This window comes from Pseudonocardia wallangbongensis (assembly GCF_054486945.1).
Genome location: NZ_JBRERS010000014.1, coordinates 1 through 24,707, shown reverse-complemented (window position 1 = coordinate 24,707; position 24,707 = coordinate 1). Strand labels below are relative to the sequence as shown.

The following is a 24,707-nucleotide window of genomic DNA, read 5'->3' as shown; positions in this document are numbered from 1 at the left end:
GCCCGAGAGAAGAGACACGGCGCGTGTCGCCGTCATCGGTGCCGGCCCGAGTGGCCTGGCCCAGCTGCACGCTTTCGAGGAGGCGCGTCGCAGCGGGGTGGATGTTCCCGAGGTGGTCTGTTTCGAGAAGCAGGGTGACTGGGGTGGGTTGTGGAACTACACGTGGCGTACCGGGTTGGATCAGCACGGTGATCCGGTGCACGGGAGCATGTACCGGTACCTGTGGTCGAACGGGCCGAAGGAGTGCCTGGAGTTCGCCGATTACACGTTCGACGAGCATTTCGGCACGTCGATCCCGTCGTTCCCGCCGCGGGAGGTGCTGTTCGACTACATCACGGGGCGGGCGAAGAAGAGTGACGTCCGTCGGCACATCCGGTTCGACTCGGCGGTGCGGTGGGTTTCCTTCGACGCCGCCCGGGATGTGTTCGAGGTCACGGTGGAGTCGCGTGGGGACGGTGTGACCCGTACCGAGGAGTTCGACCACGTCATCGTCGCCACCGGCCATTTCTCCACCCCGAACATGCCGGAGTACCCGGGGTTCGCCACGTTCCCCGGGCGGGTGTTGCACTCGCACGACTTCCGGGACGCGCAGGAGTTCGCGGGTAAGGATCTGCTCGTGCTGGGTAGCAGCTACTCGGCGGAGGATGTGGCGCTGCAGTCGCGCAAGTACGGGGCGCGTTCGGTCACGATCTCCTACCGGAACGCGGCGATGGGGTTCGGGTGGCCGGAGGGGATCTGCGAGGTGCCGGGGCTGGAGCGTATGGAGGGGAGGACGGCGCATTTCGTCGACGGCACCAGCCGTGAGGTGGATGCGATCGTGTTGTGCACCGGGTACCGGCACTGGTTCCCGTTCGTCGAGGAGGGGCTGCGGCTGCGTACCGCGAACGTCTTGTACCCGCCGGATCTGTACAAGGGTGTGGTGTGGACGGGGAACCCGAGGTTGTTGTATCTGGGGATGCAGGATCAGTACTACACGTTCAACATGTTCGATGCGCAGGCGTGGTTCGCGCGTGATGTCGTGCTCGGTCGGGTCGCGTTGCCGGCGCGGGGGGAGATGGACGTGGACGTCGCGGTGTGGCGGGAGCGGCAGGAAGCCCTGGGTGGTCCGGCGGATGAGATCGACTTCCAGACCGACTACGTGCGTGATCTGCTCAAGGGTGTGGACTACCCGGGGTTCGACCTGGACCTGGTGTGTGAGCATTTCAAGACGTGGGAGCACCACAAGGAGGAGAGCATCACCGGCTACCGCGACCGGTCGTTCTCCTCGCCGTGCACGGGCACGGTCGGTCCCGTGCACCACACACCGTGGTGGGACGAGCCCGACGACTCACTGGCCACGTTCCTGCGCACCGAGTAGGTGGGTTCCCCATCTCCCGTACGAGCGGCACCCTCGTCCGATAGAGCGGTACGGGAGTGCCGTTCGTCCGGGGGACCACCTATGCGGGCCTGGCCGGGGCGTCCGGACGGCCCGACCCGGCGTGTGATCCGTCCGGTTCGCGTGGTGTGGGGACGTGTTGGTCGGCGCTCGGTGTCGAGGGTGATCAGCTCCTGGCCGGGCCGCCCTGGGCGTCAACGGGTTCGCGGGTTCATCGGTGGGATTCGGTCGCGCACGATCCGGCGATAGTGTTGAGGCGGCATACCCAGGACCTTCGTGAACTGCTGTCGCAGATTCCCCACGGTTCCGAAGCCGGTGATCCTGGCGATCTCCTCGGCGGGCTCCTGGGTCGACTCGAGGAGCTCCTGCGCAAGACTCGTCCGCTGGGTGAGCAACCATTGAAGCGGTGATGTTCCCAGCGCCGCCTGAAACCGTCGGTTCAACGTTCTGGGGCTGACTCCCGCGATCTTCGCCATCTCCTCGAGGGTGATGGGCTGGGCGAGTCGGGCCGCCGCCCAGTCCAGCACGCGCACGAGGCCTTCGCTCGTTTCGCCGAGCGGAGCAGCCACGTACTGGCGTTGTCGCCCCTGCCGTTGCGGAGGCGCGATCATCCAACGCGCGAGGGAGTTGGCCACGGTGGCGCCGTGGTCCCGCCGGATCAGCTCGAGGCACAGGTCGAGTGTTGCGGCGGCTCCTGCCGACGTGATGACCCCGCCGCCCTCGGTGAAGAGCACCCCGTCGTCGATCAGGACGTCCGGGTGGCGCCGGCGCAGCTCTTCGAGGGCAGACCAATGGGTCGTGGCGCGTACGCCGGAGAGGATGCCTGCGGCCGCGAGCACGAAGGTGCCCGGGCCGATCGCGACGAGCCGGGCGCCTCTTGCGCGTGCGTTCTGCAGTGCGTGTCGCACCTCGTCAGGGGGATCGGGCGGGACGTCGGGACCCGCCGCCACGATGATCGTGTCCGCCCGCGCCAGGGAGCCGATCCGCTCCGCCGTGTCGACCGCGGCGTCCGGTGGATGCCGTGGTCCGTCGTCGAGGTCCACGGCGAGGATCTCGTGCTCGTACCACCCGACTGTGGACTGCGGCAGGGCTTGCGGGTAGCGGTGGGAGTTGCCGAAGAGCGCGGAGATGATCGCGAGTTCGACGACCGGCGTGCCGTGCGCCAGCACCGTCACGACATGGGTGTGCACGTCGTCGGGGCCCGGACCGCTGCCGTTGTGCCGCATCGGAACCGCGATGAGACGGCGGGTCCTCGACGGTGCTGATCGCGCGCCTCGGGCCGACCGGACGGTGATCGTCTCGTGCGCCACGTCCATCAGCTCGGCCGACGTTCGCGGGTGCGGTCCGAACCGGCACGTGAGGTGTCGCCGCTCACGATGCTGCATGGGTCGAATATCGATCAGTGCGGCGAACAGGTCCAGGTAATCGATCGGACATTGATCCGACACTTGGCTGGTGCCGCGGGATCGCATCGTCCGGCGTTCTCGCCAGATCGGGATGTGTTCCTGCCATCTTCTGGACGTCGTGAACCAGGCGGTGGAACCGCTCGTGTCCGGGAACGCAGACACGGCCGACGACACACCCACGGAGCAGCGATGCAGGCGCGCATGTGTCCCGACGATCCAAGCCCTGGCGCCACTCGCTCCGCCACCCGGGCGGCGTCAGCGAGCCGCACGCCCGACCGCAACGGCGGTACGGCCCCCCGAAGCGTCCTGACGGTCACCACGTCCCGTCGCTGACCCGTGGGACGATCAGCAGCTGAACCCGGCCGTCGTCGACTGCTGCGCCGCGGGGAACGGGCTCGGAACGACCTAAGGTGGTGTCGTGACCGGCCAGGTCCACCCGGGGGCGCTCGTTCGGGCGTGGCGGGAGCGCGCTCTCCTCACCCAGGAGCAGCTGGCCGAGCGGGCCGGCCTGAGCGCCCGAACGATAGGGAGGCTGGAGTCCGGCTACACCGGACGGCTGCGGACCTCGTCACTCGACCTGCTGGCCACCGCGCTGGATCTGGACGATTCGGAACGTTCCAGCCTGGTCGAGATGGCCCGGACCTCCGCCGACCCGGAGTTCCAGCCGCCTCCGGACGACATCCCGCGGCAGCTGCCGGCGCCGTCGCCGGCCTTCACCGGGCGGTGGGCCGAGCTCGCCGCCGTGGACCGGGTCATGGATGCCTCGGCGGTGGTCGTCGCGTCGATCGACGGAATGGCCGGGATCGGGAAGACGGCGCTCGCGGTGCACGCCGCGCACCGGTTGGCGGGGCACTACCCGGACGGGCAGCTCTTCCTGGACCTGCACGGGTACACCGACGGAGTTGCGCCCGTCGAGCCGGGCGACGCGCTGGCGAGGATGCTGCGGGCGCTGGGGTCGCCGGATGAACGGATCCCGCAGGGGCTCGATGACCGCGCCGCGCTCTACCGCAGCAAGCTCGCGGGCCGGAAAGTGCTGATCCTGCTGGACGACGCCGCGGACGAGGGCCAGGTGGCGCCCTTGGTCCCCGGCACTCCGGGTTGTCTGGTGCTGGTGACCAGCCGCCAGAGGTTGCCGGGACTGGACTCCACGCACGCGTTCTCCCTCGATGTGCTTCCGCTGCGTGACGCCGCAGAACTCTTCACGCGCGTCACGGGGGACGACCGGGTGGCGCCCGCGCTGCTGGCCGAGGTGGTCGAGCTGTGCGATCGGCTGCCGCTGGCGATCCGGATCGCCGCCGCCCGGCTGCGGGCGCGTCCGGCCTGGACCGTTGCGCACCTGATCGAACGGCTCCGGGACCACCGGCAGCGCCTCGGCGAGCTGGAGGCCGGGCTGCGCAGCGTCACCGCCGCCCTCGACCTGTCGTACCGCCAGCTCGGTCACGGTGAGCGCCGGGCGTTCCGTCTGCTGGGCCTGCACCCGGGTGCCGACTTCGACCTGTACGCGGCCGCGGCGCTGATCGGGTCCACGCCCGTGGCGGCCGGGGGACTGATCGGCGGGCTCCTGGACACCCACCTCGTTCAGGAGCTGACGCGGGGACGTTACCGCTTCCACGACCTGGTCCGGGCGCATGCCACCGCCGAGGGGACCGAGCCTGATCGGGCCGAAGCCCTGACGAGGCTGCTCGACCACTATTGCCACACCGCGTCGACGGCGATGGATCTCACCCACCCCTACGAGCGCGAGCGGAGGCTACCGGCGCGTCCTGCGGGCACGCCGTCGCCGCCCCTGGACGACGAGACCGCGGCCGAGACGTGGCTCGACGCCGAGCTGGGGAACCTACTGGCGGCCGCGCAGCTCGCAGCGGATCACGGGTGGCCCGACCACCTCCGCCACCTCTCCGCCGCGATGCACCGCCACCTACGTACGCTGCGCCACTACACCGATGCCGAGGACCTCCACGAGCGGGCACTGACCGCAGCGCGGGCCCGCACTGATCGGAGTGGTGAAGCCGAGGCGTTGATCGGGGTCGGCCACATGGACCGGCTCCAGGGGCGATCGGAAAGGGCGACGGAGCGGTATCGGCTGGCCCTCGCGGTGGCGCGATCCTGCGGTCATCGGCCGATCGAGCTCGATGCGTTGATCTACCTGGGCCACATGGACCGGTACCGGTGCCGGTACGGGACCGCACGCGCCCGCTTCGAGGAGGCCCTGGAGATCGCACCGACCACGGGAGATCGCGCCGCGGAGATGGAAGCACTCATCGGTCTCGGTTGGGTCCGCCTCGAGAGCGAGCACGACGTCGGTGACGAGTTCGAGCGCGGACTGGATCTCGCCCGCGCGCTCGGACATCGCATCGGTGAGGGCACCGCCCTGCAGGCAGTCGGCTACGCCCACCGGCTGCACGGCCGCCACGACCGCGCCGTCGGCGCGTTCGAGCAGGCGCTCGAGCTCTCCCGGGCCATCCGGAGCCCGTGGACCGAACTCAGCGCGCTCGTCGACCTGGCCCGTCTCCACCGGCTCATGGGTCACGCGGAGGAGGCGGCCGCCTGCTGCCGCGCGGTGCTCGACCTCACCTGGGAGACGAGCAGCCCCGTGCACGAGGCGCACGCCTGGTACGGGCTGGGGCGTCTCCACCTCGCCGCGGGCCGGACGGACGAGGCACTCGTCCACCACGAGCAGGCGCTCGAACTGGCGATCGAGCTCGGGCTGCCCGTCGTCCAAGCACAGGCCCGCGACGGTCTCGCCCACGTTCACATCGCACTGGGTCGGCATGACCTTGCCCGGGAACAATGGGAGGGCGCCCTCGGGTGTCTCGCCGGTATCGCGGTCGGCCACACCCAGGACGACGACGTCACCGCCGAATCGGTCCGCGGCCGCCTCGAGCGGCTGGTCGGCACCGGGCCACCAGCCCGCTCGGAGACGGGCCGCCCGAGCGAGCCCGTGCCGCCGATCGCGCAGGCCTCCTCCGGCGTGGAACAGCCGCCAAGCCGTGGGCGACCTCACGAGTAGACGTAGAACCAATCCTCGTTGGAGCATCCGGGCGCGGTGCAACCGGGCTCTCCGAAATGCATGGGACCGATGCGGGCGCCGTCCTTGACGTAGGCCTTCCGCAGGTTCATGCAGGAGTGGTAATCGTTGCCGCACTCCACCCGGGTGCGGGTATTCGCGGCCGCACTCGCCGTGCCTGCGGTCACGAGGGAAACGCTCAGGGCGAGGAGTAGAGCCGCAGCTACAGCGCCGAGCCGAGCAAAGATCTTCATCAACATCTCCTCGTCGAGGACAGTTTCGAGCCGGCCGAGCCCGACCGGATCGCCTTACCCAGCATGCGGGTGCGGGGCGGGACCTCCATCCCAGATTCCTGGGTAGCTGCCACCGAGCCGGCACCGCTCGCTTCGGGTCGTGTCGTTCTCGCCAGATCGCGTGGAATTCCGGCCGTACCCGCCAAGCCTTGAACAGTCGCCCGGCGTCGACCGTGATGGAGGCATGAGGACGGACGGTCTCAGGGGCGGCTGGATCCTGACGGTGTTGCTCGTCGCCGCCGGGTTGCTCACCGGATGTGCGGCCCCGGTCGCCGGGACGCCACAGCAGGGGGGAGCCGATCCGGACGGGAAGGCCGAGGAGCTGTTCTTCGGGGCCTTGCAGAACGCGGCGGGACAGCAGCGGCTCCGGGTCGCCATGTACCGGGAGACCTTCGCGACGAAGGCTGACGCGGACGCTCGACGCAACGTCGGAACGTTCACCTCGTCGGTGAGCGAGGTCGACACCGAGAGGGGCCGGTTCCGCAGCGTGTGGGCCAACAACATCCTGCAGGAGGGGTTCTCCGTCGGCCGCTGCGTGGACGGGAGGATCTTCAACGACCACTACGAGGGCGAGTCGCGACGGGCCTCGACACTCGCCGGGGCGGCAACCCGGCTCCGGCTCCGGCCGGCCGGTGATCTGTTCGAGGTGACGCAGCCCTTGCGGTTCGTGACGTGTCCGCATCTCGGGTTGTTGCCGGCATCGCCGCCACTGGCGATGTCGCGACTGTCGGATGGGGTCTTCCCCGTCACGCTGAGCGACCAGCAGGCGGTGAACTGGGCTGAGCGGGTGCGCGCGGCAGACCTGTTCACCTTTCGCGACGACGGCGTCGTCGACCGGGACGGGGCACCGCTCCGCAAGATCAGCTTCGCGGTGCGGGACGGCGATCTCCCGGTCAACCAGGTGCTGTACGACACCTTCCACGTCGCCGGGGAGATCGACCGGATCGCCGCGGAGCACCCGGCCGCCGAGACCGCCTACGAGTTCCAGTCGATCAATCCGCTCAACAGCGGTGGGGTGGGCGGCTACTACCTGATCGACGAGACGCGCAACCTCCCGATCTACAGCGAGCTGCAGGGCACGAACCCGGACCGGCCGGGTGCGGCCGGCGTGGGTGACGCGAAGCGGGTTGCCACCAACATCGCCCGCACCCGCCAGACCTACGCGTATCCGGTGGAGCTGACCATCGACGTCGATTCGCCACTCGAACTCCTCGACTGATGCGGGTGGCGGTTCGTCGCAGCCGGGCGGCCGCGAGCGTTCCGGCCACGGGCCGGCCTCACAATCCGCCGTGCTGTCCGGTCGGACTGGTGAGACACCGGCGTCCGATGGGGCCGACGTCCCACCGGGTGCAGGTACCTGCTGCGCCATCCCGACCAGCTGGCGGCACTGCGCAACGACCCGGACCTGACCGACTCCGCCGTGGAGGAACTGCTGCGCCGGCTGTCGGTGGTGCACGGGATGCCCCCGCGTCGGGCCGTGAACGACGTCGAACTGGCAGGCCACCCCATCCCGGCCGGCTCGCTGGTGGTGCCCTCGCTGATGGCGGCCAACCGCGACCACGCCACCGCCGGCGACCCCGACCGCCTCGACCTCGCCAGGCCGGCCACCCGGCACGTCGCCGTGGGCCACGGCGTGCACCACTGCCTCGGTGCGCCGCTGGCGAGGACCGAGATGCGGATCGCGTTCGCGGCCCTGCTGCGCCGCTTCCCGAACCTGGGCCTCGCCCAACCGTACGAATCGCTCGACTACCGGCGGTACAGCGTCGTCTACGGCGTGCACGCCCTGCCCGTCACCTGGTGAGCTGAACCGCGCAGGCGCCGCACCGGCGAGCATCGCGAAGACCGCAGGTGGGATCGACGCCGTTTTTGCCAGATCGTGCGCAATTCTCGCCATCCCTGCCACGCCCTGAACCATCGCCGCGCGGCGACCGTGATCGCGGGCAAGGACGAGGAACCGCAGAAACGTGTCGACGGGGGACAGTGATGACCGCTCGAAGGATGATGAAGGCTGCGGCGGCGCGCATGCTTGCCGCGGGTGCGATGGCGACGGCCGGCGGGCGGGTGCGCCGCGGTATGACCAGGGTGCTGGTCGTGGTGGCGGCGTCGCTGGGCATGGTTGTGGGGCTGAACTCGCCGGCCATGGCGGGTGGGGAGTTCGACAACAACCAGACGACGATGATCATTCGTGACAGCGGGCGCTATGTGGGGACGGTCGAGGTGGCGATCTGGACCCAGAACCGGCCGCACGACGATGTGCAGGGAAGGGTGTTCGGTCCCGGGTTCAGCGGCTGGACCCGTTCGGAGAACGTCGGGTCGTTCACGACCTATCGGGGCTGGGTCGAGGTGAACCGGGTGCTGCCCGACGGGGCGAAGATCTGCGCGGAGGGCTTCTACGGGGACTCGAGCGTCGGGTTGCCCTGCGCCACGATCGAGGCGTAGGTCCGATACCAGCAGGTGCCCGGCGGCCGCGCCAGATCCGCTCGAGCGGGGTGGCCGCAGTGCGCGTAGTGGCTGCGGCGGGCCGATGATCTGCCACGACCACACCCACTGCCGGGGCGACAGGTCAGCCGGTGGTCGGGTACCGGCTGGTGATCGCGACGCGGTTGAAGACGTTCATCACCGACGCGAGCCAGGCGACCGCCGAGATCTGATCTGCGGTGAGCGCGGCCGCGGCGGCGTCGTAGTCCCCGTCGCTGACGTGCCCGTCGGACACCCGCGTGATCGCGTCGGTCAAGCGGAGAGCGGCGCGTTCGGTCTCGGAGAAGTAGCCGGTCTCCTCCCATCCGGGCAGATGGTCGCAGGCCGATCGGCAGAGATCGACCGCACGCTCGCTGTCACTGACGGGGCAGTTCGATCAGACGACGGCAAATGCACGCACAGGGAACGTTCCGAAGGCTGCGATGCGGGGCGGGACGGCCGTAAAACGCGCTCCGTGCAGCGGTAGTTGATCCAGGGCCGTGAGGTGTTCCACGATGGGGATCCCGGCGCGAAGGAGAAGTGTGTGTGCTGGGCGGGTCCGGTCCGCTACATCGTCGATGTTGACTGCATCTATGCCGACGAGCTTGACGTTGTGGTCGACAAGCCACTTGGCGCCGTCACCGGTGATGAAGGCCGGGTTCTGAATGTATTCGGGGGTGCCGAACCGGATGTCGTCGCCAGTGTTGACGAGCACCGCGCAGCCGTCGACGTCACCGAGTGAAGCCAGCGACGAGGAGTCGACAGCCCGTACCGGTGTTCCAGCGATGCGCAGCACGATCGCCGGCAGGTCCACCAGCGAGTCGAGGGACAGCCCCGCCAAGTCCGTGGCGTCGGCGAATCGATGGTAGGGGGAGTCGAGGTACGTTCCGGTATTGCCGACCATTGTGATGCGGTCGATCTCGAACTCGGTTCCTGGAGCGTAGACCTCAGGTGACTGCTCACGGGATAGGTGAGCGGCGATCGCCGGTGTGGGCAGCCCCGGATAGGTGGTCATCCCTGCTCGCACTATGTGGTTCAGGTCGACGGTTCGGTGCGCGGCCATCTCGATCTCTCCTGGCGTCGTGTGCTGGTTTCGGCTGTTTCCCAAGAAACGGGTCGGTACGCATCAGCATCGTGACCACTCCTCTCGCCGAACGATGGGTGATGCACGGCTCCACCTGTCGACGATCAGGCGAGGGCCGGAGAGTGCTGGACTAGGCGGTCCGAGTATTGAAGGTCGGATGAGGCTCGGTCAAGGCGACGAGCCGGGCGTCACCGCCCTGCGGGGCGACCCCTGGCGGCCGCCTCGACTCTGGTGGCCGGTGGGGGCGGTGGTGCGTTCGCCACGGGCGAGGGCCTCGACGCCGTCACCGACGCGCCCTATAATCGGACTAGACGGTCCAGTAGTGCTGGCTCGTCACCCGCCTGCCAGTTGGCGGGCAGCGGTTGCGATCAAGAGGGGGCCGGCTGCGGGTGGCCAGGAGCAGCCACTGTCGCGGGTCGGCCGTGGAGAACGGAGGAGATGACTTGGAGCCGAAGTACGGAAAGACGCCGGAGGCCGTCGCTCGATTGACCTCTGAGCAGTTCCGGGTTACCCAGGAAGGCGCAACCGAGCGCGCGTTCAGTAACGCATATTGGGACAGCAAGGAGCCGGGAATCTACGTGGACGTCGTGTCCGGGGAGCCGCTCTTCGCTTCTATCGACAAGTACGACAGCCATACGGGCTGGCCGAGCTTCACGAAGCCGATCGTCCGGGGCAATGTGCTGGAGCGCGACGACCGGAGCTACGGGATGCGCCGGGTCGAGGTTCGATCCACTCATGCCGACAGTCATTTGGGGCACCTGTTCGATGATGGTCCGGTCGACAAGGGTGGGCTCCGCTACTGTCTCAACTCCGCCGCACTGCGGTTCGTACCACTGGCTGACCTGGAGCGCGAGGGGTACGGCGAGTACCGGGAGCTGTTCGGTGCCGAAAAGGAGGGTGAAACCGAGGGTCGGCCAGCGTGAACTGATTTTGGAACCGTACTGCTGCGCGACGTAGGCCGGCCGGCCGAGTGGCAGGTGGAGCAACACGGATGGGCGCCCGAGCCGGACCACGGTCGGCCCGTTTCGGGACCGCCCAGTTTCTCGGGAGAAGTGGTCGGGGAAATGCCGCTGACACTGAACCGGTGCACTCTTGCGGCGAGCCCGGCGACTCCTCTCGGCGTACGTCGACCTGGTTCGGTCGAAGTGGAAGCTCTGGCCGAGGAACGGAGGACCCGATGATCACCTGCCCGAACTGCGACGAGCCGATCCGCGACCCGGCCGGCTATGCGGCGCTCCTCGCGTGCCTGGCCAAGGCCCGCGACGCCGAGGACGTCCCGTTCCAGCGCCAGATCCTGAACGACATCACGCCGCCCCTGGCCGTGCACGACGAGGAAAGCTGAGCGGGGCTCGAGACGCGGATCTCCGCGCGGCCGACGCCAGCCGCTTGTTCTGAGGGAAGTTGCTGCAAGCCGCCCGGGCGATCGGCGAACCGATCAGCTCGCTGCGCCGGGTGCACGCCTCTGCTGCTGCGTCAGCGCCTCGACGTTGCGGATCGCGAGATCGAGCGCCAGCGCCATCGGTCGCGCGTTTCGCGCGGCCTGTGAGAGGAGGTAGCCGCCCTGGTATGCCGCCATGATGCCGGTGGCGAGTTCGGCAGGGTCGGCGCTCGCGTCGAGTTGGCCGCGATCCTGCATCCGGCGGATGCCTGCGGCGAGGTACGACTCCCAGTTCTGGAACGTGGCGTTGATCAGGATCCGGGCCGGTTCGGACCGGTCCGTCAGCTCACTGGCCAGCGAGCCGATCTCGCAGCCGTGTGCTCCGTGGCGCTCGTCGACGAAGCGAACGATCGCATCGCGCCAACGTCGCAGACCCTGCAGTGAGCTGAGTTGTTCGAGGTGGGGTTCGTGCCGTTCCATCACGCGTGCGGCTTGCATTTTGATCACCGCGGTGACCAGGGCGTCCTTGTCGTCGAAGTAGTGGTACAGCTGTGACTTGCTGGTACCGGAAGCCTCGACCACCTGGTCCATGGTCGTGCCGGCGACCCCGTTGACGTGCATGAGGTCGGCTGCGGCTCGGACGATGCGGTCGCGCGTGACGGCACCGCGCGCGGTCAGGCGCCGCGCGGGCGGCTCGGCTCCGGCACTCGTCACGGACGTGATCCTAGCCTTACGACGTGATGCTGAACGTCTGAACTGGACATTGCAGACCGCTTAGTCTAGAGGATTCGGTGCGCGGCGCAATGCCTGCTGCAGATGTCACACGGGGTGTCGGAGATCATTCTGCAGGTTGGCTACCTTCCTGTGCACCGTAGGAGGTGTCCAACGGGGCAGGCGCAAGCGCGCTCGTCGTTCCCCATCGACTGCGATGCGGCAGCCAAAGTGGACCACTTGGTTTGGGTTGGCTAGCATCTGCGCGTGTCCAGAGAGGAACTCGAGGAACTAGCCTCGGGGCGGGCCGGCTGGGATGCGGCGACGCGGGACCGGATTGTCCGGGGTGCTGCCGAGCTCGTCGTCCGGCTCGGCGTCGCAGGGGTGAGCATCGAGCGGGTCCGGGTCGCGTCGGGCGTCAGCCGCTCGCAGGTCTGTCGCTACTTCCCGGCCAAGGAAGCGTTGATCGATGCTGTCGTGGAGTTCCAGATCGCCGTGGTGCTCGCCCGGCAATGCTCGTTGCTCGCGGGTCTGGGGTCTCTGGCGGATCTGCAGGAGTGGGCTGATGACGTCGTCGAGTCGAACCGCGCGCGCAACGGAGCGCGCGGGTGCCCGCTCGGGTCTCTGGTGAGCCAGCTGGCAGAGCAGTCCGGCCCCATGCGGGCCAAGCTCGATCATGCGTTCCAGACCTGGCAGTCGTACTTGGCGGCGGGGCTGCGGCGGATGCAGGATCGCGGAGAGCTCAACGCCGAGGCCGATGTGGCCGAGCTGGCCACCGGGGTCGTCGCGGCCCTTCAAGGCGGACTGATCCTGGCTCAGGCCGCTCGGAGCGAGAAGCCGCTGCAGGCAGCCCTCGATCTGGCTGTCGGCAGGGTGGGGCTCGCCGCCCACATGGCCCGCCCGCCGGCTCCAGCCCCCGTCCAGGGAGCTTCGCCGTCCGAAGCTGCCGTGAGCGCCGGTCCGGAACCCGGGTTCACCACCGCCCAGCCGTACGTGTCCGGGGCGGCCCAGAAGGCGAGTGGCCCGCCCCCGGACCCGAACGCATGAGCAGATGAGCGAGGTGCCGGGCGGTCGCGGAACTAGCTGTCGGCCGTACCCCGCGCCGTGCTCGACGCGCCCGCATCCGCGGCGCAGCAGCGACTCGGCCCTGCGTTCCGGCTCATCGTCCCGGGGGGCTTCGCTGACCTGACGCCCGGACTCGATCAGATCGGGTAGTCCGGGTAGTACTGAGGCGCCTCGCGGCGGTCGTACATGCTGTAGAAGCGGATGATTCGAATCCGGCGCAGGCGTGCGCCGCCGGGGAATGCTGCCGCCGTTTCGAATGCCTCGGCGGCGGCCCGGTCGTGCCACACCGTCCGCATGAGGACGTGGCCGGGCGTCAGCGTGGCCTCGTAGATGTCCCAGTCGGTCAAGCCGGCGGCGTCGAGATCGAGACCGAGGCGCGAGGCGATCTCGACCGCGTCGTGTGTGGTGGGGACGAGGGCGTCCCGCGTCGTGTCGACGAGCACCGCCGTGTTCCCCGCGCCGGCGACCGTCTCGTCGAGTCTCTGTTCGCTGAGCATGCAGCCTTCGGGTAGGTCCGTGTCGTGCGTCAGCTGGCCGGTTCGCAGGGTGTAGTCGATGAAGATCTCGTCACGCCCCTTCGCCTGAGCCAGTTGGTGCTTCGGGTGCGTACGCCAGCTGACCAGTGCTTTCTCATCTTCCCATGTCGAGAGCGAGAGCGCCCAGCCTTCCCGGCTCAAGCTCTGGTAGTGGACGTCGCCAACGAAGCCGGGGATCTGCCGCAGATCGGTGCCGAGCAGCGTCGCCAGCTCCAGATACGCGTCCCTTCGTCCGGGCTGCGGGTGAGCTTCGAACATCACCGCGAACATGCTCCTCCTCGTTGGTGCTAGTCAGTCCATGATCTGAGAGTGCTCCAGCATGGACGGGGGAGTGTGGACTGAGGGGCGGACGCTCGATCGGAGCATCGCCAGCCGTTGCCGCCATGCCGGGTTCCTCGTCGCTGCCGGGCGCTCAATGCGTAGGTTCGTGCAGGTGAGAGCGTTGATCGTGTGGGCATCAGCATGCCTCATCGGTCGGCCGGACGACGATTGGGCCCATGTGGTGCGCGCCACTCGATGCCCCTCCTGTGGGTCGCGTGCTGGATGTCGTAAGCTGGAACGAGCAGTCTAGTTTTGACGCCGGGGTGAGCCCAGAGAGGAGTCGACGTGGCAGACGACCGACTTGCTGCGCTCGCGCACCCCGGGGTGGAGCGGTACCCGGAGGGTCATGGCGGCGTACCTCGCGGGACGGGGTACGGGCGTTCAGCGGCCCTTGTGGTCTCGACGGGCGTGGAGGATCCGGCCTGCCCGGACACGGACCTGCACGAGACCGTCAGGCGGTCCATGGAGGCCTTGGCCGAGTAGTCGAACGGGATCGGGCCCGCAAATTTCCGTACGAACCATGAATGTGGAGGAGGTCTTCCGATGACCGCGACTCAGGATGGGATGGATCGCGTCTCGCCGTCGAGCCAGCCGTGGCTGCATCAGCACGGGGGAGGGGAGATTCAGAAGTTCGGGACCGTGAAGCAGTTTCCGGTTGGCTTGTCCCATGATGCGCGCGTGTTTGCGGGCCAGGTGCTGAACCGGACGTTGGCGGACACTCAGATTCTTTACGCGCTCTACAAGAAGAGTCACTGGAATGTCCGCGGTGCGACCTTCTACCAGCTCCACCTGCTGCTCGACAAGCACGCTGACGAGCAGCTCGCCCTCATCGACGCGATCGCCGAGCGCATCCAGAGCCTGGGTGCGGTCGCGGTGGGCGATCCGCGCCACGCGGCGGAGCTGACCGGTGTTCCGCGACCGCCGGATGGTGTCGAGCAGGTGCCGGCGATGCTGTCCCGGTTGCTCGACGCGCACGAGCGCATCTTGATCGACGCCCACAAGGCGGCGGCCAAGAGCGCGGAGCTGGGCGACGACGGAACCAACGACCTGCTCGTCTCGCAGGTCATCCGTGCCGGGGAGCTGCAGTGCTGGTTCCTGGCCGAGCACCTGGTCGACACGCCCCTCGTCCGTATCTGACCGGTCCAGCCGCGAATCCGCATCATCTCTCCTGAGAAGGCGTCATGACCCAACTCGCCCCAGTCCCGGCGGTTCAGCCGAACGTGACCCGTCGTTCGGCGAAGGGCTCGGTTTTCCTCAGAATGCTGCGGACCACCGACCCCAAGGACATCGCCATCCTGTACCTGGTCACGTCGTTCGGGTTCTTCCTGGCCGGCGGGGTGATGGCGCTGCTGATCCGGGGTGAGCTGGCGATGCCGGGCCTGCAGTTCCTGTCCACCGAGCAGTACAACCAGCTGTTCACCATGCACGGGACGGCCATGCTGCTGATGTACGCGACCCCGATCGTGTTCGGGTTCGCGAACTACATCGTGCCGCTGCAGATCGGTGCGCCCGACGTGGCGTTCCCCCGTCTGAACGCCTTCTCCTACTGGCTGTTCCTGTTCGGCAGCCTGATCGTGCTGTCCGGGTTCCTCACACCTGGCGGGGCGGCGGAATTCGGTTGGTTCTCCTACGCGCCACTACATTCGGCACAGTATTCCCCGGGGGCGGGTGGCGATCTGTGGGCCGCCGGTCTGATCGTGTCCGGTCTCGGCACGATCCTCGGTGCCGTCAACTTCACCACCACGATCGTCTGCATGCGCGCGCCGGGGATGACGATGTTCCGGATGCCGATCTTCACGTGGAACATCCTCGTGACGGCGATCCTGATCCTGATCGCCTTCCCGGTGCTCACCGCCGGCCTGTTCGGGATACTCGTGGACCGGCACTTCGGTGCGCATGCGTTCGACCCGGCCAACGGCGGTGCGATCCTCTGGCAGCACCTGTTCTGGTTCTTCGGGCACCCCGAGGTCTACATCATCGCGATCCCGTTCTTCGGCATCGTCTCGGAAGTCTTTCCGGTGTTCAGCCGCAAGCCCGTGTTCGGGTACAAGGGGTTGGTTTACGCGACGATCGCGATCGGCGCGCTCTCGGTCGCGGTGTGGGCGCATCATCTCTACGCCACCGGCGCGGTGCTGCTGGCGTTCTTCTCGTTCACGACGTTCCTGATCGCGGTGCCCACCGGTGTCAAGTTCGTGAACTGGATCGGGACGATGTGGCGGGGGAACCTGACCTTCGAGGCTCCGATGTTGTTCAGCATCGGCTTCCTGGCCACGTTCCTGCTCGGCGGCCTGACCGGCATCCTGCTGGCGTCCCCGCCGCTGGACTTCCACGTCTCGGACACCTACTTCGTGGTGGCGCACTTCCACTACGTGCTGTTCGGCACGATCGTGTTCGCCACCTACGGCGGGATCTACTTCTGGTTCCCGAAGATGACCGGGCGGATGCTGGACGAGACGTGGGGCAAGGTCCACTTCTGGCTCACGTTCATCGGGTTCCACCTGACGTTCCTGGTGCAGCACTGGCTGGGCAACGAGGGCATGCCGCGCCGCTACGCCGACTACCTGCCCACCGACGGCTTCACGGCGCTGAACGCGATCTCCTCGATCGGCGCGTTCGTGCTGGGTGCGTCCACGCTGCCGTTCATCTGGAACGTGTTCAAGAGCTACCGCTACGGCCGGGTCGTGACGGTGGACGACCCGTGGGGCTTCGGCAACTCCCTCGAATGGGCCACGTCCTGCCCGCCGCCGCGGCACAACTTCACCGAGCTGCCGCGGATCCGGTCGGAGCGTCCGGCGTTCGAGCTGCACTACCCGCACCTCGTGGCGCGGTCCCGAGCGGAGGCCCACGTCGGCGGTCGCGGCCACGCAGAGCTGCCCGCGCCCGGTGAATGATCCGCAACTCCACATCAAGACGGCTCACGTGTCGTCCGGGCGCTACGCGCGTTCGGACGGCGTGTTGCCGGAACCCAATCCTGAGGAGGACCTCATGGCCGGCCCACTGAGCGACATCCATGTCTCGGACGGTGACGCCGTGGCGACCGAGCACATTCCCACGGCGCTGACCGCGGGCGGCATCGTGTACGACGACGGCGCCACCCAGGTCTTCGAACCCGCCGGCGCCACCATCTACGTCGAGCGGGGCCGGCCGACCGAGGGTGAGTGGTATCTCGACGGCGACGGTCGCTTCTGCTCGTTCTGGCCGCCGAGCTATCGGGCGTGCTACGACCTGCGCTGGATCGTCGAAGACGGCGGAATCGTCGGGCTCCGGTTCACCGAGCTCGGCGGCGGCTCCGGCTTCAGTGGTCGTTACCGCTGACCGGAGTGGCCCGCTGTTCTGCGGAGCACCACCAGCTCGTACGGCCGCCGACGGTGCTACGGGACATGGGGGCGCCGTCGCGCGGGCATCGACCGCCGGGCCGGCGGTGGGGGACGAGGGTGAGCGTGTGTACCCCACCCAGCCGAAGGGCGTCCCGGACCGACTCGCGGAGCGCGTCGAGCAGCCGGTCCTGCTCTGCCGCGCGGAGATCGTCCACTCTGCGGGCGGGGTGGAGCGCGGCGCGCCAGAGGATCTCGTCGGCGAGCAGGTTCCCGACGCCGGCCAGGGCCCGCTGGTCGAGTAGGCGCGCCTTGACCGGCGTGGTGCCGTGCGCGATGACGGCGTGGAACTGCTCGTCGGTGACGGTGGCCGCGTCCGGGCCGAGGTCGAGCGGGGGGTCGAGGCGGATCCGGCCCAGCCGGCGGGGGTCGACCAGCATGAGCGTGCCGCCGTCGTCGAAGGTGAGCCGGAAGCGGGACCACCGGTAGTCGCCGGGTGTGCGGCGGCCCTCCCAGTGGTCGCCGCCGTCGATCTCGGTGCCGTCGGCGTCGGCGATGATGATCTTCCCGGACATGCCGAGGTGGATCCCGAGCGGTGGGCCCTCGGGTGCCGACCCGTCCAGGGGGGACGTGGGGCACCAGAGGGCCTTGCCGAGGCGGCGTGCGGTGACGAGGCGGCGCCCGACGAGCGCGTCGCGAATCTGACCGGGCGGGTGCGGTCGGCACACGTAGGAGTCGCTGTCGTCGACCGCGGCGATGCAGCGGCCCAGCGCCGCCCGCTCGATGACGGTCCGGGCCGACTCCACCTCCGGCAGCTCAGGCACTACACGGGCTTTCCGTCGACACCGCTGAATGGCTCAGGGGAGCACTAGCCCGCGGCCGGCCCGGTGCCTCTGACGATTTCCCCATTGAGCCCATCAGGGTAGAACCCGCCGGCGGAGCCCGCTTGGGGGTCGAGGTAGACGATGTTGAGGATCTCCGCAGCGCTCCGGCCGAATGCGCGGCCGTACTCATCGGTGGGAACCAGGTTGGCCTCGTCCTTCGTGCCGAGATCCTGGTCGTCGTCGGCGGGCCCGCTGACCGCGTTGCGCACCGCGGAGATCTTGTGCACGACGTCGAACACCGAGTCGTCCACGAGCCCTTCGCTGAACAGCGTCGCCCGCACCACTCCGGCGTGGTAGGCCTCGGTGGCCAGCAGGCCTGCCGCTGCGTCCAGGTAAGTCTTGTTGGAGATGAACGGCGCCGCACCCTTGAAAGCGGTGACTCCGACATCCTCGAAGAGGAACGCCGCAAAGAGGAAGTTCCGGTCGTTCGCGTAGGCGTCGAAGACCTCGCCGGGGTTGATCAATCCGGCTGCGGTCGCCGCTGCGGTGAAGCTGTGGTCGAGGGAGATCCGTGGGCGCGCGGCGGCCGCGGAACCGAGTGCACCGCGAAGGAACGCAACGTGGGCGCGCTCGTCCATGGCGATCTCGCGGGCGATGTTCTTGATGAGAGGACTACGGAAGTCGACCTGTCGGCCGCCGGACACCGGGCCGGGCTTCCCCGTCCCACCCACCATGTCATCGGGCAGCCCCTGACCCGTGGATCCACGCAGGTAGAACTCCGCTTCGAGGTACTCCAGGTTGAGCGCGAAGTTCAGGATCGAACCGTCGCTCGGCCCGCCTTCTTCGGTCGTGGTCGTCGGTGCGCCGGCGGCGGCTTCGGCGACCATGCTGGAGAGCTTGGCGCGATCTTCGGTGGTTTCGGCGCTGCGGTTGATGGCGTCGTCGATGAAGCGGTGCTCAGACATCCTTGCTCCTGTACTCGTCGAAACTAGTTGCGGCCCGCCATGACCCCGCCGTCGACGTTGAGGATGGCGCCCGTGATCCAACTCGAGGCCGGCGAGAGGAGGAAGGTGATCGCGGAGGCCAGGTCCTGGGCGGTGCCGATCCGGCCGAGCGGGTGCAGGCCGGCCATCTGCTGCAGCGTGGCTTCCCGCTGGTCGGCGGGAAGCCAGTCGAAATGGGGCGTGTTGGTGACGGCGGGAGCCACGGCGTTCGCACGGATACCGTCGCCGGCGAGCTCGATGGCCAGGTTGTGCGTGAGGGCGTGCAGGCCCGCCTTGGCCATCGAGAACGCCGACGACGGTGTCGCGGCGAGGGCCTGGTGCGCCCACATCGCGCCGACGTTCACGATCGCGCCGCCCTGGCCGCCGGCGACCATGCCTCGGACGACGGTCTGAGTCAGGAAGAAGGTCGCCCGGTTGAGGTCGTGATAGGAGTCGTAGTCGGCCACCTCGTGGTCGACGAACGTCTTGAGCCGGACGAGCCCCGCCGAGTTGACGAGCAGGGTGGCGTCAGCGTGGTCCTCCGCCAGTTGCTTCTGAGCCTCGACGACCTGGTGCCAGCCCGTCAGGTCGGCCGCGATCGACCACGCGTCGCCGGCGCGCGACAGGCTCGCCACGGCGTCGTCCAGTTTGCGACCCGGGCGGCCGACGATCACCGCACTGCCGCCCTTCGCGATCACGTCCTCGGCGGTCTTGAGGCCGATGCCGCTGGCGCCGCCGATCACGACGATCTTCTTGCCTTCGAAGTCCGTGGCCACGCGAGTCACTCTCCGTTCAGGTATGAACAATTTCGATCTGGTGCGTGCCCCGGCCGGGGTGGCCGGCCAGCAGCAGGATCACCGATGCAAGGGCGGCGACGGCGTCGGCGAGCCGGCTCAGCAGCTCTGCGCTGCACCGGCTCGGCTCGAACGCGGCCGGCAGCCTCGTCGGACCCGAGGTCCTCGACGTATCGCGAGCCCCACGACCTCGGCCGAACCCTTGATCCCGGCAGCGCTGCGTCCACTCGGCTCTTCGGCCGCCCGGTTGGACCGACTGCGGAGAACTATGTGGGACCAGAAATGGACTGTCAAGTACTACTTTCGGCAAGGGCGGACTAACATGACCGCCGTGACCAGTGTCGGAGCCCAGCCTCCTGTGCGGCGCCTGACTGCGCGGGGAGCGCTGACCCGGGACCGCATAGTCCGTGCCGCCGCGGATCTCATGCATGCCGGGGGCGTTGCCGGCACCACCGTGGACCAGGTGGTCGACGCGTCGAGCACGAGCAAGTCGCAGCTCTACCACTACTTCGCCGACAAAGAGGCGCTGGTCGCCGCCGTCATCAGAGTGCAGGTCGCGCGGGTGCTGGAGTTCCAGGAGCCCTACCTCGAGCGGCTGGCGTCGGTCGCCGATCTGCGGCGGTGGCGCGACGCGGTCGTGTGGTTCGTCGAGGAGGCTCGGGGCGCCAACGGGTGCGCGGTCGGTTCGCTGTCCAGCGAGCTCGCGGACCGGTCGGAGCCGGCCCGGATCCTGATCCAGGCCGCGTTCCGCTCGTGGGAGTCCTATCTCGCGGCCGGGCTGCGGCGGATGCAGGATCGAGGCGAGCTCGACGCCGGGGCCGACCCGGGTGAGCTCGCCATCGGCCTCATGGCCGCCTACCAGGGCGGTTACCTGCTGTCCCAGGCAGCTCGCAGCTCGCGTCCGATGGTGATGGCGCTGGACCTCGCGATCGACGGCATCGAGGCCCGGCGGGTGCGCAGCGATCACGTGCCCGAGCGGCGAGCCGACGCCGCCGTTCAGGCGCGGGCTGCAGTGACGTATTCGGACTTGACAGTCCAGTAGTGCGGCGGTCATATTCGGTCTGTCCAGGCCACAGCCGGCCTTCTTGCCGGACGCCGAGGCCCGCCCTCCGAGCGCTGGCGATGATCGAGAGGGATGATCAGATGGCGTTGACGAGGGGATTCACCGGTCGCCGGCGCGGTGCGCACGACCCGCGGCTGCCTCCCGGCCAGTACGACGCCGGAACGAACTGGCCGGTCCTACACGCCGAGCCGACCCCCAGCATCGACACTGCCAGGTGGAGCTTCGAGATCGACGGTCTCGTCGACAAGCCGGCCCGGTGGAGCTGGAAGGAGATCCACGCGTTGCCGGCCTCTCGGTACGAGGGCGCCATCCACTGCGTGACCACGTGGTCCAAGTTCGGCATGCGGTTCGACGGCGTGTCCGTCGACACCCTCCTCGACGCGGCGGGCGTCGGTGCCGGCGCAGCGTTCGCATTGGCGAGATCCCACACCGGCTACACCACGAACTTGCGGCTCGAGGACCTCACCGGCGGCAAGGCCTGGGTCGTGTGGGACGTCAACGGCGCCCCACTGACCGACATCCACGGCGGCCCGGCCCGGCTGCTCGTGCCCCACCTGTACTTCTGGAAGAGCGCGAAGTGGGTGTCGGGCCTGACGTTGCTCGCCGAGGACCAGCAGGGCTTCTGGGAGGTGCGCGGTTACCACGACAGGGGTGACCCGTGGACCGAGCAGCGCTACCAGGGGGACTGATGACGAGCGTTTCCGGAGGACCGCCCCGCCCGGGACCGTGGCAGACCGCCAGGGTGACCGGCATCCGCCAGGAGACCCCCACGGCGAAGACCTTCACCCTCGCGCTGTCCCGACCGTGCTCGTTCTGGGCCGGCCAGTACTTCGTCGTGCGCCTCACCGCACCCGACGGGTACCGCGCCCAGCGGTCCTACTCGATCGCCAGCGCGCCGTCGGACTCGGCCGAGGTCGATCTCACCGTCGAGGTCCTGCCGGGCGGCGAGGTGTCGGGCTTCCTCAACGAAGCCGTCGAGGTGGGAGACGTGCTCGACGTGCGGGGCCCGATCGGCGGCGACTTCGCCTGGGATCTCCGGCCCGCGGTCGGAGTGGGCGGCGGTTCCGGGGTCGTGCCGCTGATGTCGATGCTGCGCCACGCTCGCAGGCTCGGCCGGCCGGACCTCTTCCGCCTCGTCGTCTCGGTACGCAGCCCCGAGGAGCTGTACTACTCCACCGAGATCCAGGGACCGGACACCTCGGTCTTCTTCACACGCACCGTCCCCGACGGGCATGCTCGTCCAGCGGGTCGTCTCATGGCCCGCGACGTCGCTGCCGCCCTGAACGGGGACCGTGATGTCTACGTCTGCGGGTCCACCGCCTTCTGCGATGCCGCCACCCGGTTGGCCGTAGCCGCTGGTGTGCCCGATGAACGGATCAGGGTCGAGCGGTTCGGGTTCTCGGGATGACCGGCCCCGCGACAGGAGGATGAGATGGGCGAGAACGATGGGCGATGACAGCGACGGCCTGGACGGGGTCGACATCGACAACGGCCTGCTCGAGGACGACGAGACCCTCGACGGGCGCGGGGTCGATGTCCTCGACGAGGGCTACACGGTGCCCGAACGACCGTGGGAACGGGAGCACTACGGCGTCACGGCGCGCGAGGCGCACGAGCACGAGAGCCTCGCCGGACGCCTGGCCCGCGAACTGCCCGACCTCGCCGACACCGATGACGGCGACGGCCTCGGCGACACCGCCGGCACCGACGGCGAGTTGTACGACGACGAGGTCGGCGGCGTCCGCTCGGGGCGTCTGGTCGACGTCGAGGCCGCCGGCGAATGGGACGACTTCGCCTATCTGAACGCCGTCGACGTCGGGAGGGACGGCGGGGCGGCCAGCGCCGAGGAAGCCGCCGTCCACATCGTGCGCGATCCCGACGACGTCTAGCGTCCCGAACCGAGAAAGGAATCCACTGATGACCGAGCAGCAGCGGGCAGTCCTGGCCGGAGGCTGTTTCTGGGGGATGCAGGATCTCATCCGCTCCCGCCCCGGCGTGTTGTCCACCCGCGTGGGCTACACCGGCGGCAACACCCCCAACGCCACCTACCGCAACCACGGCACGCACGCCGAGGCCATCGAGATCATCTACGACCCGGCCGCCACCACCTACCGCGACCTGCTCGAGTTCTTCTTCCAGGTCCACGACCCCAGCACGACGAACCGGCAGGGCAACGACGTGGGCACGTCCTACCGGTCGGCGATCTTCTACCTCGACGACGAACAGCGCCGGGTCGCCGAGGACACCATCGCCGACGTCGACGCCTCCGGGTTGTGGCCGGGCAAGGTCGTCACCGAGGTCACGCCGGCCGGGCCGTTCTGGGAGGCCGAGCCCGAGCACCAGGACTACCTGCTGCGCTACCCCCACGGCTACACCTGCCACTTCCCGCGGCCGGACTGGGTGCTGCCGCGACGCCGTGACGTCGCGTCCCAGCCGTCATCCCAGCCCTCGTCCCAGCTGACCTGACGATCGCGACCATGGACGGATCGGCAACGAGTCCGGAGCTGCAGCGGATCCGTGAGGAGATCGTCGCCGACCCGGCCAACCGCGACGCCACCGCCGCGGGCCTGCAGCCGATCTACACCGCGCACCCGGCGGCCCGGATCGTCCTCATCGGGCAGGCGCCGGGAACGCGCGCGCAGCGCAGCGGGATCCCCTGGGACGACCGGAGCGGCGTCACGCTACGGCGCTGGCTCGGGATCACCGACGACCAGTTCTACGACCCGACGCTGTTCGCGATCCTGCCGATGGACTTCTACTACCCGGGCAAGGCCGCCCACGGCGACCTGCCGCCCCGCCCCGATGTCGCACCACGCTGGCACCCACGGCTCCTCGCGGAGCTCCCGCGCATCCGGCTCACCGTTCTGATCGGCCGCCACGCCCAGAAGCACTACCTGCCCGGATCCGCCGGAGCGAACCTCACCGACACGGTCCGGGCGTTCCGCGACCACCTCCCCGACCGCATGCCCCTCGTCCACCCCTCGCCGCTGAACTTCCGCTGGCAGACCCGCAACCCGTGGTTCGCCGAGGAGGCCGTCCCGGCGCTGCGCGCCCGCGTGCACGCGGTCCTCCAGCCGGACGTCGATGTTCATGTCGCTTCCGGCGGAGCCGGCGGGGTGGGTAAGAACAGCGAGGCGGTGCGATGAGCGCCCTCACGACCCCGACGGGCTCCGGTGCCAACGCCAAGGTGATCGGCGTCCTGGACGAGCTGGACCAGCGCTACCACCCGGCTCGCCTGCGGAAGCAGTTCAACAAGGTCTTCCCCACCCACTGGGCGTTCCTGCTGGGCGAGATCGCGCTCTACAGCTTCATCGTCCTGCTGCTGTCGGGCACCTACCTGGCGTTGTTCTTCGACCCTTCCATGCAGGAAGTCACCTACAACGGCCCGTTCGAGAACCTGCGCGGCATCCACATGTCGCGGGCCTACGAGAGCGCCCTGCATATCTCGTTCGAGGTCCGCGGCGGGTTGTTCGTCCGCCAGGTGCACCACTGGGCGGCGCTGCTGTTCCTGGCCGCGATGGTCGTGCACATGTTCCGCAACTACTTCACCGGTTCATTCCGCAAGCCGCGCGAGGCCACCTGGGTGATCGGCGTGCTGCTGCTGTTCCTCGGCTTCTTCGCCGGGTTCACCGGCTACTCCATCCCCGACGACCTGCTGTCGGGCACGGGCCTGCGAATCGCGTCCGGGTTCATGCTGGCCGTCCCGGTGATCGGCACCTGGAGCCACTGGGCGATCTTCGGTGGCGAGTTCCCCGGCACCGAGATCATCCCCCGGCTCTACATCGTGCACGTGCTGCTCATCCCCGGCATCCTGCTCGCCCTGATCGCCGTGCACGTCGGGCTGGTCTGGTACCAGAAACACACCCAGTTCCCCGGCCCCGGCCGCACCGAGGGCAACGTCGTCGGCGTCCGGATCCTCCCGGCCTTCGCAGCCAAGGGCGGCGCGTTCTTCACGGTCACCGTGGGCGTGTTGGGGATCATGGGCGGGATCTTCCAGATCAACCCGATCTGGAACTTCGGGCCCTACAACCCCGCCCACGTCTCCGCCGGGTCCCAACCCGACTGGTACGTGCTGTTCACCGAGGGAATGCTGCGG

Annotated in this window: 27 protein-coding genes; 18 read left to right on the top strand and 9 right to left on the bottom strand. The window is 68.7% G+C overall.

From position 1 onward, the window contains the following. The first annotated feature begins 34 nt into the window (after nt 1-34). Nucleotides 35-1,357, top strand: coding sequence for a flavin-containing monooxygenase (locus ACU436_RS35185; RefSeq protein ID WP_459031549.1), 1,323 nt, complete (start codon nt 35-37; stop codon nt 1,355-1,357). Nucleotides 1,358-1,569: 212 nt separating this feature from the next. Here the strand turns inward: ACU436_RS35185 and ACU436_RS35180 are convergent, their stop codons facing one another. Beyond that, nucleotides 1,570-2,943, bottom strand: a complete 1,374-nt coding sequence (locus ACU436_RS35180; RefSeq protein WP_459031401.1) for a GlxA family transcriptional regulator — start codon at nt 2,941-2,943, stop codon at nt 1,570-1,572. A gap of 256 nt (nt 2,944-3,199) precedes the next feature. On the opposite strand from ACU436_RS35180, the gene ACU436_RS35175 reads away from it, so the two are divergent. Further along, nucleotides 3,200-5,791: an ATP-binding protein gene (locus tag ACU436_RS35175; RefSeq protein ID WP_459031400.1), complete on the top strand. Its 2,592-nt coding sequence runs from the start codon at nt 3,200-3,202 to the stop codon at nt 5,789-5,791. Here ACU436_RS35175 and ACU436_RS35170 read toward each other — a convergent pair. Further along, entirely contained in the window at nt 5,782-6,042 is a 261-nt protein-coding gene (locus ACU436_RS35170; RefSeq protein WP_459031399.1) for a hypothetical protein, read from the bottom strand. The two genes, ACU436_RS35175 and ACU436_RS35170, sit on opposite strands and share 10 nt — an antisense overlap. Before the next feature lie 223 nt (nt 6,043-6,265). Here ACU436_RS35170 and ACU436_RS35165 point away from each other — a divergent pair, with 223 nt between their 5' ends. From ACU436_RS35165 to ACU436_RS35155, 3 genes are all read left to right on the top strand, one after another. Beyond that, nucleotides 6,266-7,300 (top strand): hypothetical protein, encoded by a 1,035-nt coding sequence (locus tag ACU436_RS35165; protein WP_459031398.1) that lies wholly within the window; start codon nt 6,266-6,268, stop codon nt 7,298-7,300. 138 nt (nt 7,301-7,438) lie between these two features. Next, on the top strand, nt 7,439-7,882 hold the full coding sequence (locus tag ACU436_RS35160) for a cytochrome P450 (protein WP_459031548.1): 444 nt from the start codon (nt 7,439-7,441) through the stop codon (nt 7,880-7,882). A gap of 182 nt (nt 7,883-8,064) precedes the next feature. Then, a complete protein-coding gene (locus ACU436_RS35155; protein ID WP_459031397.1) occupies nt 8,065-8,520 on the top strand; it encodes a hypothetical protein in 456 nt (151 codons plus the stop codon). Nucleotides 8,521-8,644: 124 nt separating this feature from the next. On the opposite strand, the gene ACU436_RS35150 is transcribed toward ACU436_RS35155, so the two are convergent. Both ACU436_RS35150 and ACU436_RS35145 read right to left on the bottom strand, forming a co-directional pair. Continuing rightward, entirely contained in the window at nt 8,645-8,815 is a 171-nt protein-coding gene (locus ACU436_RS35150; RefSeq protein ID WP_459031396.1) for a hypothetical protein, read from the bottom strand. Nucleotides 8,816-8,935: 120 nt separating this feature from the next. Further along, nucleotides 8,936-9,601, bottom strand: coding sequence for a cyclase family protein (locus tag ACU436_RS35145; RefSeq protein ID WP_459031395.1), 666 nt, complete (start codon nt 9,599-9,601; stop codon nt 8,936-8,938). A 464-nt stretch (nt 9,602-10,065) separates the two neighbouring features. On the opposite strand from ACU436_RS35145, the gene msrB reads away from it, so the two are divergent. Together msrB and ACU436_RS35135 are read left to right on the top strand one after the other, a co-directional pair. Next, the gene (gene msrB / locus ACU436_RS35140) at nt 10,066-10,545 is read left to right on the top strand and encodes a peptide-methionine (R)-S-oxide reductase MsrB (RefSeq protein WP_459031394.1); all 480 of its coding nucleotides are present in this window, start codon (nt 10,066-10,068) and stop codon (nt 10,543-10,545) included. Nucleotides 10,546-10,799: 254 nt separating this feature from the next. Continuing rightward, nucleotides 10,800-10,964: a hypothetical protein gene (locus tag ACU436_RS35135; protein WP_459031393.1), complete on the top strand. Its 165-nt coding sequence runs from the start codon at nt 10,800-10,802 to the stop codon at nt 10,962-10,964. Between the two features lie 93 nt (nt 10,965-11,057). Here the strand turns inward: ACU436_RS35135 and ACU436_RS35130 are convergent, their stop codons facing one another. Beyond that, nucleotides 11,058-11,714: a TetR/AcrR family transcriptional regulator gene (locus ACU436_RS35130; protein ID WP_459031392.1), complete on the bottom strand. Its 657-nt coding sequence runs from the start codon at nt 11,712-11,714 to the stop codon at nt 11,058-11,060. A gap of 264 nt (nt 11,715-11,978) precedes the next feature. On the opposite strand from ACU436_RS35130, the gene ACU436_RS35125 reads away from it, so the two are divergent. After that, nucleotides 11,979-12,758, top strand: a complete 780-nt coding sequence (locus tag ACU436_RS35125; RefSeq protein ID WP_459031391.1) for a TetR/AcrR family transcriptional regulator — start codon at nt 11,979-11,981, stop codon at nt 12,756-12,758. 155 nt (nt 12,759-12,913) lie between these two features. Here the strand turns inward: ACU436_RS35125 and ACU436_RS35120 are convergent, their stop codons facing one another. Beyond that, complete coding sequence (locus tag ACU436_RS35120; protein WP_459031390.1) at nt 12,914-13,582, bottom strand: antibiotic biosynthesis monooxygenase family protein; 669 nt, start codon at nt 13,580-13,582, stop codon at nt 12,914-12,916. Nucleotides 13,583-14,176: 594 nt separating this feature from the next. Between ACU436_RS35120 and ACU436_RS35115 the strand changes: the two genes are divergently transcribed. The 3 genes from ACU436_RS35115 to ACU436_RS35105 are packed head-to-tail and all read left to right on the top strand — an operon-like array spanning nt 14,177 to nt 16,948. After that, a complete protein-coding gene (locus tag ACU436_RS35115; protein WP_459031389.1) occupies nt 14,177-14,770 on the top strand; it encodes a Dps family protein in 594 nt (197 codons plus the stop codon). A gap of 44 nt (nt 14,771-14,814) precedes the next feature. Beyond that, the gene (ctaD, locus tag ACU436_RS35110) at nt 14,815-16,524 is read left to right on the top strand and encodes an aa3-type cytochrome oxidase subunit I (protein ID WP_459031388.1); all 1,710 of its coding nucleotides are present in this window, start codon (nt 14,815-14,817) and stop codon (nt 16,522-16,524) included. A 28-nt stretch (nt 16,525-16,552) separates the two neighbouring features. Then, on the top strand, nt 16,553-16,948 hold the full coding sequence (locus ACU436_RS35105) for a hypothetical protein (protein WP_459031387.1): 396 nt from the start codon (nt 16,553-16,555) through the stop codon (nt 16,946-16,948). Here the strand turns inward: ACU436_RS35105 and ACU436_RS35100 are convergent. The 3 genes from ACU436_RS35100 to ACU436_RS35090 are packed head-to-tail and all read right to left on the bottom strand — an operon-like array spanning nt 16,929 to nt 19,530. Then, nucleotides 16,929-17,771 (bottom strand): Fpg/Nei family DNA glycosylase, encoded by an 843-nt coding sequence (locus tag ACU436_RS35100; RefSeq protein ID WP_459031386.1) that lies wholly within the window; start codon nt 17,769-17,771, stop codon nt 16,929-16,931. The two genes, ACU436_RS35105 and ACU436_RS35100, sit on opposite strands and share 20 nt — an antisense overlap. Before the next feature lie 44 nt (nt 17,772-17,815). Next, entirely contained in the window at nt 17,816-18,736 is a 921-nt protein-coding gene (locus tag ACU436_RS35095) for a ferritin-like domain-containing protein (protein ID WP_459031385.1), read from the bottom strand. Nucleotides 18,737-18,759: 23 nt separating this feature from the next. Beyond that, entirely contained in the window at nt 18,760-19,530 is a 771-nt protein-coding gene (locus tag ACU436_RS35090; protein ID WP_459031384.1) for an SDR family NAD(P)-dependent oxidoreductase, read from the bottom strand. A 340-nt stretch (nt 19,531-19,870) separates the two neighbouring features. Between ACU436_RS35090 and ACU436_RS35085 the strand changes: the two genes are divergently transcribed. From ACU436_RS35085 to qcrB, 7 genes are all read left to right on the top strand, one after another. Next, nucleotides 19,871-20,590 (top strand): TetR/AcrR family transcriptional regulator, encoded by a 720-nt coding sequence (locus ACU436_RS35085; protein WP_459031383.1) that lies wholly within the window; start codon nt 19,871-19,873, stop codon nt 20,588-20,590. A 101-nt stretch (nt 20,591-20,691) separates the two neighbouring features. Beyond that, nucleotides 20,692-21,300 (top strand): molybdopterin-dependent oxidoreductase, encoded by a 609-nt coding sequence (locus ACU436_RS35080; protein ID WP_459031382.1) that lies wholly within the window; start codon nt 20,692-20,694, stop codon nt 21,298-21,300. Nucleotides 21,301-21,353: 53 nt separating this feature from the next. Beyond that, nucleotides 21,354-22,019, top strand: coding sequence for an FAD-binding oxidoreductase (locus tag ACU436_RS35075; protein ID WP_459031381.1), 666 nt, complete (start codon nt 21,354-21,356; stop codon nt 22,017-22,019). Nucleotides 22,020-22,056: 37 nt separating this feature from the next. After that, nucleotides 22,057-22,500, top strand: coding sequence for a DUF5709 domain-containing protein (locus tag ACU436_RS35070; protein WP_459031380.1), 444 nt, complete (start codon nt 22,057-22,059; stop codon nt 22,498-22,500). A gap of 28 nt (nt 22,501-22,528) precedes the next feature. Beyond that, nucleotides 22,529-23,077, top strand: a complete 549-nt coding sequence (gene msrA, locus ACU436_RS35065; protein WP_459031379.1) for a peptide-methionine (S)-S-oxide reductase MsrA — start codon at nt 22,529-22,531, stop codon at nt 23,075-23,077. Nucleotides 23,078-23,088: 11 nt separating this feature from the next. Then, complete coding sequence (locus tag ACU436_RS35060; protein WP_459031378.1) at nt 23,089-23,757, top strand: uracil-DNA glycosylase family protein; 669 nt, start codon at nt 23,089-23,091, stop codon at nt 23,755-23,757. After that, nucleotides 23,754-24,707: cytochrome bc1 complex cytochrome b subunit (qcrB, locus tag ACU436_RS35055; RefSeq protein ID WP_459031377.1), on the top strand; the 954-nt coding region annotated here is incomplete at its 3' end. The genes ACU436_RS35060 and qcrB, both read left to right, overlap by 4 nt.

Coding starts and splice junctions, on each gene's coding strand:
- ACU436_RS35170 (WP_459031399.1), bottom strand. CDS start 6,042: ATGAAGATCTTTGCTCGGCTCGGCGCTGTAGCTGCGGCTCTACTCCTC.
- ACU436_RS35165 (WP_459031398.1), top strand. CDS start 6,266: ATGAGGACGGACGGTCTCAGGGGCGGCTGGATCCTGACGGTGTTGCTC.
- ACU436_RS35155 (WP_459031397.1), top strand. CDS start 8,065: ATGACCGCTCGAAGGATGATGAAGGCTGCGGCGGCGCGCATGCTTGCC.
- ACU436_RS35145 (WP_459031395.1), bottom strand. CDS start 9,601: ATGGCCGCGCACCGAACCGTCGACCTGAACCACATAGTGCGAGCAGGG.
- ACU436_RS35135 (WP_459031393.1), top strand. CDS start 10,800: ATGATCACCTGCCCGAACTGCGACGAGCCGATCCGCGACCCGGCCGGC.
- ACU436_RS35120 (WP_459031390.1), bottom strand. CDS start 13,582: ATGTTCGCGGTGATGTTCGAAGCTCACCCGCAGCCCGGACGAAGGGAC.
- ACU436_RS35115 (WP_459031389.1), top strand. CDS start 14,177: ATGACCGCGACTCAGGATGGGATGGATCGCGTCTCGCCGTCGAGCCAG.
- ctaD (WP_459031388.1), top strand. CDS start 14,815: ATGACCCAACTCGCCCCAGTCCCGGCGGTTCAGCCGAACGTGACCCGT.
- ACU436_RS35095 (WP_459031385.1), bottom strand. CDS start 18,736: ATGTCTGAGCACCGCTTCATCGACGACGCCATCAACCGCAGCGCCGAA.
- ACU436_RS35085 (WP_459031383.1), top strand. CDS start 19,871: ATGACCGCCGTGACCAGTGTCGGAGCCCAGCCTCCTGTGCGGCGCCTG.
- ACU436_RS35080 (WP_459031382.1), top strand. CDS start 20,692: ATGGCGTTGACGAGGGGATTCACCGGTCGCCGGCGCGGTGCGCACGAC.
- ACU436_RS35070 (WP_459031380.1), top strand. CDS start 22,057: ATGGGCGATGACAGCGACGGCCTGGACGGGGTCGACATCGACAACGGC.
- msrA (WP_459031379.1), top strand. CDS start 22,529: ATGACCGAGCAGCAGCGGGCAGTCCTGGCCGGAGGCTGTTTCTGGGGG.
- ACU436_RS35060 (WP_459031378.1), top strand. CDS start 23,089: ATGGACGGATCGGCAACGAGTCCGGAGCTGCAGCGGATCCGTGAGGAG.